Annotated in this window: 4 protein-coding genes; all 4 read right to left on the reverse strand. The window is 65.2% G+C overall.

Annotated features, from left to right (window positions below; genetic code table 11):
• Positions 1-15: 15 nt before the first annotated feature.
• Complete coding sequence (locus tag AC0MRV_RS20570; protein WP_472766403.1) at positions 16-1,092, reverse strand: D-alanyl-D-alanine carboxypeptidase family protein; 1,077 nt, start codon at positions 1,090-1,092, stop codon at positions 16-18.
• Between the two features lie 52 nt (positions 1,093-1,144).
• The gene (locus tag AC0MRV_RS20575) at positions 1,145-2,182 is read right to left on the reverse strand and encodes an ROK family protein (RefSeq protein WP_472766404.1); all 1,038 of its coding nucleotides are present in this window, start codon (positions 2,180-2,182) and stop codon (positions 1,145-1,147) included.
• 120 nt (positions 2,183-2,302) lie between these two features.
• Entirely contained in the window at positions 2,303-8,773 is a 6,471-nt protein-coding gene (locus AC0MRV_RS20580) for an SdrD B-like domain-containing protein (RefSeq protein ID WP_472766405.1), read from the reverse strand.
• 159 nt (positions 8,774-8,932) lie between these two features.
• A partial coding sequence (locus tag AC0MRV_RS20585) for a hypothetical protein (RefSeq protein WP_472766406.1) occupies positions 8,933-9,165 on the reverse strand: 233 nt, incomplete at its 5' end.

Genomic DNA, 9,165 nt, shown 5'->3' on the forward strand with positions numbered 1-9,165 from the left:
ACGCGACGACGCCCCTCAGTAGGACAACTCAAACTTCACCGTCGGCGGCTCTTCGCTCGCCGGCGGCAGGGTTTCGCCTTCGGGAGCGACGGGCGTGATGTGAATCTGTGGCACCTCGATGGTGCTGGCCGACTCGTCGGATTCAGCCGGAGCAGCGGTGACGGCGACCGGCTTTGGTTCGGGCGCAGATTCGACTTGGATACGCGCGGGCGCTTCCTCCAGCGGCATGGCTTGGAAGGGGCCGCTCGGCAGCTGCGCAAACGCGTCTTCGAGCAGCTCAGCCATCTTGATGTCGCGCTCCTTGGACGTGGGGCTGCCCATGATCACCGCGATCACCCGCCGTCCGTCGCGTTGGGCGGTGGCAACGAGGCAGAAGCCGGCCATGCGGGTGAATCCGGTCTTGAGTCCGTCAACGCCGCGCACGTGGCCGATGAGGTTGTTGTGATTGTCCATCATCACCGGCTTCTCGCGGACCCCCTCACCAAAGGGACGGCGCTCGATGGAAGTATACCGCAGCACGTCGGTTTCGCGCAGTAGCACGAGCGCGAGTTTGGCAAGGTCGCGGGGCGAGGTGACATCCGACTCGTCGATGCGGCGCGAGCTGGGCGGCAGGCCGTGGGGGCTGCGCCAAATCGTGTCGGTCATGCCGATGGCCTGCGCGCGGGCATTCATCCGGCCCACAAACTCCTCGCGTGTGATACCGGCGGCGTGGCTGAGGGCGTGCGCGGCGTCGTTGGCCGATTGGATCATGAGCGCGTAAAGCAGTTCCTCGACAGGGAAAACCTCGCGGTGTTTGAGCCACACCTGGGTGCCGCCCATGCGTGAGTCCGCGGCGGAGGTTTCGACCGGCGTGCGCAGCGACAGCTCGCCGGTGCGCAGCATGTCGTGGACGACCAGGAAGGTCATCAGCTTTGTGACGCTGGCGGGCGGGCCGACATAGTCGGCGCGATCCTCGAAGAGGATGTCACCCGTTGCCGCGTCGAGCACGATGGCGCCCTTGTAAACCTGGGCCGACCCGGTCGCCGCGAAGACCGTGGCGATCACACCGAACAGGAGGGTTTTTACAGAAGGCAAGGCAGGGAACGAAGGCATGAAGGGAGGCGTGTCCACTTCGTGACCTGAGATTCTTCCTGTAAAGGGGCTTTTAGGCGGGCAGCGTCTGACGGGCGACCAGGGCGGCGCCGATACACTGAGAGAGTTCGCCGAGCGTGGCCGGAACGAATTGCACCTGCTCGCGCTGACGCGGGAAGAGGTAGGGCAGCGCCGCGTTGCGGATGCCGTCGAGGTAGCGTTGGCGGAACTCCGCCGTGGTTGACTCGGGGTCGATCAGGCCGCCACCGATGACCACGTAGGCGGGATCGAGGGCGATGATGAGATTGGCGGCGTGCAGACCGAGCGCCTTGGCCTGGAAGTCAAAAATGTCGAGGGCGAGCGGGTCGCCTTGCTGCGCGCGGGTGCGGAGAGAGAGGACCTTTTCCTTCTCGGTCGCGTCGGAGGTGGCGAACTCGTGGTCGGGGTAGCGCTTCAAGGTGTCGCGCAACAACTGGGGCAGGCCGGAGATCGTGGTGTAGGCCTCGATGCAGCCCCAGCCCTTGCCGCATCCGCAGGTGTAGACGGGCGGGTTGCCGAGGAGGTGCAGCGGGGCGGGCATGTGGCCGGCTTCCATGCCGGCAAAGTTGTCGCCGGCGAGGTGCAGACCGTCGGCGTTGACGTAGGCGCAGCCGAGACCGGAGCCCGGGGCGAGCAAAACGACGCCCACCTTGCGCTCGCCGCGCACGGCGTGGGCTTCGCCGACGCCACCGAGGTCACCGTCGTTGCCGGTCGCGACGTGGATCGGGCGGCCGGCTTCGGCCGAAAGGGCGGCGCCGTATTCGGCCAGGAAGTTCCAGCCGATGAAGCTGTCGGGCAGGTTGGCGGATTTATCGAGCACGCCGTAGGCTTGGTAGGGGCCGGGCAGGGCGAGGCCGACGCCGCGAACCTGGTCCCAGGAGAGGTCATTGTCGGCCATGAAGCCCTTCACGCCCTCGACCCAGCCGGCGATGACGGCGGCGGTGCCGCCGACCGAATTGGTCGAGCTCTGGCGCAACTGGTGCGAGATCGGCGTGCCGTCGGCGTAGATGCCGCCGGTCTTGGAGGTGGTCGCACCGCTGTCGGTGCCGATGAAGATGTCGGGTTTGGCCATGGATCGGGGGAACAGATTAAGTGAAACGTCGAATCAGGACGTTCGATGGCGAAAAAACAAGCCCTGCTTCCGGCCCCGCCGGTCCCGTGCGGGAGGCAGACGTTGGGGCTGTTGAGGGCTTCAGGGAGCGGGGGAGAAGCCGTCCTCGGTTTCGGCGTCGAATCGATAGCGGCCCGTGCGCGTGGTGCCGGTGCGCGTGTTGTAGAGCTCAATCACGCGCAGCAGCTCGGACAGATCGATCTCGGCGTTGCGATCGACATCGGCCGAATGGAAACGAGCCAGCCCCGCGGTGGTGCCGCCGGCCACCTCGGATTCGGGGGTGAAGCCGTCCTCCGAGCTGTCGCTCAGGCGATAGCGGCCGGTGCGCTGGGTGCCGTTGCGGGTGTTGTAGAGTTCGATGACGCGGAGCAGCTCGCTCAAATCGAGTTGGAAGTCGCGGTTGATATCCGCGCTGTGACCGAGCTCGCTGGGGTCAACCTGCACTTCGTCGAGCACCACGTCGGCCAATCGCAGACGAAACTGTTCGGCGGGATCCACCAAGTCGGTCACGAGCTCAAACTGCCCGTCCACCACCGCGGCCTCGACATCGACCGCGATCCACGTGCCATCACCCAAACCGAGGTCGCTTTCAACGACTGCATCGATGCCGGCGGCGAGCGACCAGGTGAAGCGCACGCGACCGTCGGGTTGGGGAATCTGCGTGAAGGCGACGTCCCGCAAGGAGGCGAAGTCCACCGTCGCAAGGCGATGGGCGCCGTCGCTCAACTCGGCGTCGATGCTGACGGTGTAGAGACCGGCGCCGAGTTCGCCAAGGGTGGCGGTGTAGATGCCGTCGCCGGCCGCCGCGTCATCGCCGAGGCCATCGTCGAGCAAGGTGAAGGGCACGTTGGCGGCATCGGCGCGGAGCAACGCCGCCGTCACTGTGGCCGGGGCGGGCGAGAGCGGGTCAAGTTGCGCGCTGATGATGGGCGCCCCGGTGTCGGGGTGGAAGTTATGCGAAGTCGTGAGGGTTTGCGCCGCACCGATCTCGACAGCGGCGGCCATCGCGACGATCGGCTCGCCGGAGTTGTTGGTGAGCGTGAGGGTGTAGTCACCGGCCGTCGGCGCTTCGAGCAGCTGTTGACGGAAGAAGGAACCCCAGGTGCCGGCCGCAAGCTCGGGTGTGGGGCTGACGGGGTTGCCCCCGGCATCACTGATCGTGTGCGGAACATCGGCCAGATCGCTCAAAATGAATACCACGGCCCGGGCGGTGGAAACCGCGATCGTGAAGCTCGCGGATTCACCGACGGCGATCTCCGTCTCGGCGAGAAACGAGAGCGACTGCGTATCGTCCTCCAGCGCGGGCAACTCGCCCTCGGTGTGGGGTGGTTCGGCGACGAGTGGGGATGAGGCCGGCAAGCCGACGCCGCTAAGGATCGGTTTTACGAAGCTACTGAAGACGGCGGCGTCCGCCGACTGGTTCAAGTGATTCGATGCCACGACCTCGGCGTTCGCGAAGCTGAGGGTCGGGGTATTGACGGCGAGGGCACTGTCCACCGCGACGATGCCGTCGTTGGGCCGATCCAGCACGGCGAAGGTGCGGATGACTCCGCCAATCAGGGCGTCGCCAGCCGCGATGGAAAAGGGCACGTCGCGCTGCTGGGTGACCCAAGGATTAAAGAGCTGCTTCACCCAAAACGGCTTGAGCTGAAAAATGTTGTAGGGGAACTGCGCGGCATCGCCTCCGCTGCGGGCGTAGAGCAGCGGAAAGGCAATGTCGGCCAGATCGGAACCTTCGTTGGGGGTGCCGAGCATGACGAGGTTGCGGGCGAGCGGGTGCTCGTCTGGCGAATCGGGCATGATCGACTGCAGGTAGCGCCGGGAGATGAGTCCGCCCATGGAGTGGACCACGAGGTCGAAGTGCACCGCGCCGCGATCGTTGCGCATCGCCTCGACGTAGGTGGCGAGCGCCTGCGCGTTTTCGCGCACAGTTTTGGTGCCGATCGCGAGGGTGCCGTTACCGGTGTCCATCAGCCCCGGATAGGTGCCATCGCCCACCGGATAGAACTCCCAATCGTCGCGCTCCGCGGCGACGAAACCGGGATAGGCGTGCCAGGTGCCGGCGCTGCTCCAGAGGCCGTGCGCGGCGATGATGGGACGCGGGCGGACATCGATCGGTGCGTCGAGGGCCGCTGCGAACTCGGTGTTCTCGATCGAGAGCTCGACGCGGAACAGGTAGTCCTCGGCGGGATTGACGCCCAACCACGCCAACCCGTCGGTGTCCCAGTCAAAGGTGACCGTGGTGCTGCCTCCGGCCGGAATGTGACCGGAGGCGGAGGTGCCGGCCAAACCGGGCGGCAGCTCGCCACCGTTGGCCTGCACCAGTCGCGCCACAAAGGTGACGGAGCTGGCACTGCTGTTGGTGCCGGTCACTTGGAGACGCGCTTGGTTGCCGTCGTAGGTGTAGGGCAGGCTCTCGGCGGTGGGAGCCGGCTTGAGCGAGTATTCCGGCGCGGGGGGAGCGAAGTGGAACCACGCGGTCGAGAAGCTGTAGGCGTCGGCATTGAGCGTCGCCAAACCGATGTCTTCCGCGCGGACGAATGCGTCGGTCAAGACGGAGGCAAAGGCGGCCGGTGGCAGGTCGGCTGGGGTGCTGACGCGCGGCGGGCGCGGGGTGGTCTGAATCTGAGTCGTGCCCGGCACGAGGCGGACGTAGTGGGTGCTAGGTTCGATATTGGAAAACGTGTATTCGCCGTCGGCGCGCGTGACGGCGCTCCGGGGTGTGCCGACGCGCGGGTCGGTGTGCTCGAAGGGCACGAGATAAACGGTGATGCCCGCCAGGCCGGGTTCGCCGGCGTCCTGCACGCCGTTGCTGTTCTGGTCGTCAAAAACCACGCCGGTGATACCGCCTTGGCCGGCAGCGTTGACGGCCAGGCCAAAGCTCGGCCCTGTCGCGGTGGTGCCGGTGCTCACGGTCACGGGGCCGGTGCCGCCGGTGGTGGCGGAGTCGCCGGAGTCGGGTGTGACGGTCACGGTGGCCTCGCCGTTGGGCAGGGTGCCGACGACGTAGGTGCCGTCAGGGTTGGTGGTCACGCTGTGTTCCTGGCCGTCGGAGTCGGTGACCACGACGGTGCGACCGCCGAGCCCGGGTTCGCCGTCGTCGCGCACGCCGTTGCCGTTCTGGTCATCGTAGACTTCGCCTGACACTTCACCGGTTGGCGCGGTGATGCTGAATGCGGCGCTGCTGCGGTTGTTGGCGCCATTGGCGTCGAAGTAGCTGGAGGTGACGATACCCTCAAGGGCGGCGGCGCCTTCCTGCAGGCCCTCGATGTCGGCGGTGAGGGTGAGCGATTGGCCGGGCGCGAGTTCGTCGATGTCGATCGTGGCGAAGGCCGAGTCATTGGCGAGGAAGGCGTAGCCGGTGCCGGAGTTGGCGTTGCGGAAGACGTAGCGATCGTTGCCGGAGGAAGGACCGATCGATGCGATGACCCGGGGCACGGCAAGGGCGCCGTGGTTGGTGATCGTGATGGTGACGGTGGAGCGGTCCCCGCGGGGGAAGGAGGTGGGGGCGACCGCGACGTCGATGCCGAGGTCGGTCGGTGCGACGATGCCAAAGTTGACCTCGGAGGTTTGGTTGCCGGCGGTGCCCTCGACGGTTTGGGCCGGCTGGGGATCGGCTTCGGTCGGTGCGGGCGAGGACTGGGAAAGCAAGGCGGGCAGCACGCTGCGCACGTCGAAGGTGGCCGGGGCGAGGTCAAACAGCCGGTAGAAACCCGTCTCGTCGGGGGTGGTGCTGGGTTCCCCGTCGTCCAGCACACCGTTTTGATCCAAGTCGATGTAGATCATCACGCCGTCGGGCGGAGCGCCATTTTCATCCTCATCGCGTTCGCCGTCGTTGTCGGTGTCGAGAAAGGCGAACCCGGCCACGGCGGTCTTGTCGGTGTCGATACTGGTGAACCCGAGCGGCGGCAATTGCACCGGCTCGCCAGGGGTGACCGGAACGACCAGCGGTTCGAGGAAGGAAGGACTCAGGCCTTCCGGAGGATGGAACCGGACAGTGATGTTGGTGGCGGGTAGCAGAGGGGAGAAAAATTCTCCGTTGGAGAACGAGTGCGTTTCGCCGAACTTTTCCTGAGAGGCCGTTTCCAGAAACTCGATGAACATCGTATTGAGGCCCGGTTCCCCCTCGTCTTGACGATTGTCGCCGTCGGCGTCGGCAAAGACCTTGCCGTGGATTTTTCCGACTTCGTTCGGATCAACCCGGAGGTTGAAGCTCGAAGAATCGTTTTCGTTGTTCGTGTCTGTCAGCGTCGACGAAGCAACGCTGGCCGCACCTGCGACGTCGCCAGAAAAGAGCATTCTTGCCGATCCCGTGATGCGGACGGATTCGAGAAACGGCAGCGCTTCGATCTTAACGGTGAAGAGGGCGGGGTTGCCGCCCAATCTGGGGGTGATGGTGACTCCGGCCGGCAGGGGATCGAAAATGTATTCGGGCTCATACTCGGCATCCATGCCGGCGCCCACTGTGATGTTGGTGGCGTTCTCGCTGCCATGGTTGGTGATCACGATTTCGAAGCCGACGCGTTCGCCGAAGGACGGCATTGTTTTGTCAAAGGTGATCCGGACGCCGAGATCGGTGGCGCCGGGTCGGGGAGCACGGTTGGTCTGGGCCAGATTGTTCTCAATGTTCGGATCGGTCGTGGTGGCTGCCGCCGCGCTGCGAACCGGGGCCAAGTTGTCGGGGAACGCGGGCGGGGTGATCAGCATCACCGTAACCACCAGCTCGGCGGTGGCATCGGCGTTAAACGCCGGGAATTCGACGTCGACGTAGTGGAAGACCTCATCGCTGCTGAGGCCGATTGTGCCCGACACCACGCCATTGATTCGGGTATCCAGAATCTTGAAACAGACCGGGATGTCGGTGAAGAGGTTGGCGTTGTCGGCGGCATCGGGACCGTTGTTCTGAATCGGGAAGACGATATCGAAGGCCTCCCCGTATGGCACCTGGGTATAGGCTGCGGGGAACTGGGGCGCGCCCACTTGCAGATCGGCTGCGGCGGGCGGACCGAGCAGAAAACCAATGGCCCAGAATGCCTCCGCCGCCGTGGTTGAGCGGGCGGTGGCCTCGGCGATGGTGGGGGCGATGCCGCGACCGGCTCCAGGGAGCGCCCCTGGCAGGAATCCGGGGGATGCGGCCGGGTAATTGTAGGTGCCGGCTGCGAGCGGGAGATGTGGAGTAAACGAATCCGACGGCGTCGCGCTCAGGTCGTTTGAGACGCTGGTGATTCCGTCTTCTCCGGGGCCGCCGGCGAAGGTCAGGCGGTGGAAGTCTATGAACTGAATACTGTTGCTCATCAGGCCAACAAAGCCGTCGGAGACTCCGCCTCCGTAGTCAGGCTGGCCGGGGTCGGAATAGAGGTAGGATGATGTATTCGGGGCCGGCAAAGAGGTGGAACTGGTGACACCGCCGAAATGGAAGGCGCCGAACAGATTGGCATCCCGCGCGATCGCGCGGACCGCGTCGTCACCGGCGCCGCCAAAATAGGACGCGGTGCCGTCGGAGACGGACGACGAAGTGCTGAAACGGTGGATAAAACCGTCGGAGGTGCCGCCGCCAAAGTTGGGCTGAATGGCGGAGGAAGAGGTCGGGTAGTCGGTGCTGGTGGTGGTGCCGACAACAATGACATTCACGGAGTCCACCATTTCGACGTCGAGCGGCGTATCGTCGCCGGAACCGCCGACGAATTTGCTGAAACGGCGCGCGCCGGTGTCGTAGGCGATGCGGTTGACGAAGACCTCGAGGCCGCCCTTGCCGCTCGTGTCGAAGCCGGTGTCCCAAAAAGCCTGATCGGTCGTCGTGCCGGTGATCCAGAATCCGTCGCTGCCGAGGTCGCGGCCCACGCCAAGGATGATGTTTTGATCACCAGTGCCGCGGCGATGGAAGCCGGCAAGTTCGATGGTGTGATTGCCGTCATCCGACATGCCCACAAAAAGCCCGTCGGTGTCGGTGGCCGTCTTGGTGGTGGTCACGGAAGCGCCGTTGGTCTCAGGAAAGGGGAAGTCCTGCGAATTGGAGAAACCGCCAAAGGCCCAAGCGGAGAAGTTGGGCAGGTAGGCGAGATCGGAGAACTGATCATCGCCGGAGCCGCCGACGTAGGTGGCATAAACCAAGGCGCCGGTCTCAGCGTTGAACTGCGCGATGATGGCGTCGCTGAGTCCGCCGGACGTGGACTGGCGGGCATTCTCGGTTACGGGGAAGTCGGTCGAAGTGGTCCAGCCGCCGATGGTGAGCGTGCCGTCGTTGTTGAGATCGATGCCGTTGCCGAAGTCGCTGGCGCTGCCGCCGAGGTAGGTGAGCCAGACCGGCTGACCGGTGGATAGCGCAACGCGCCCCACGACGATATCACCCACGCTCGGGTCGCTGGAGTCGCCCGCGTAGGTGGAGCCATCGGTGACCGGGAGGTCGGAAGAATTGCTCACCCCGACGAAATAGAAGTCGGTGGCCGTGGTGACGGATCGAACAATCACATCAGCGCCGGAACCGTCGATCAGCGTTTGATCGGTGGGGGTGAAGGCGCGGGCCGCGGAGCCCGCGAACCAAACAAACCCCAAGGTCCCGAGGAGGAAGGACGGCCAAGAACGAGAACCCGAACGGCGTCCGAGCCTGCACCGGGTGAGTCGGCTGAAGGCGAGCATGGGGCCACCGCCTTAGGGAAAACGGTAGCTATTTGCAATAACGGGACTTGGCCCGTGGCCGGACTTAAGCGGTGCTTACTCTGGGATTTCGTAGATTTCGATGAGGGCGTTGCCGACTTCGCCGCTGGCGGCGGCGCTGACTTCGACGGAGTAGGCGCCGGGAGCGAGGGTGATGAGCAGCCCGGCGTCCTTGGTGCCGTCCTCGAGGGCGAAGGCGCCGACGGTGGAGTTGGCGGTGGTGATCTCGGCGGCGGTGGCGGTGCGCTGGCCGGCAAAGACCGGGGTCGGGGTCTGCCAGTCGTTGTTGG

Origin of the sequence: Actomonas spartinae, assembly GCF_051209155.1 — a bacterium.
Classification (GTDB): domain Bacteria; phylum Verrucomicrobiota; class Verrucomicrobiia; order Opitutales; family Opitutaceae; genus Actomonas.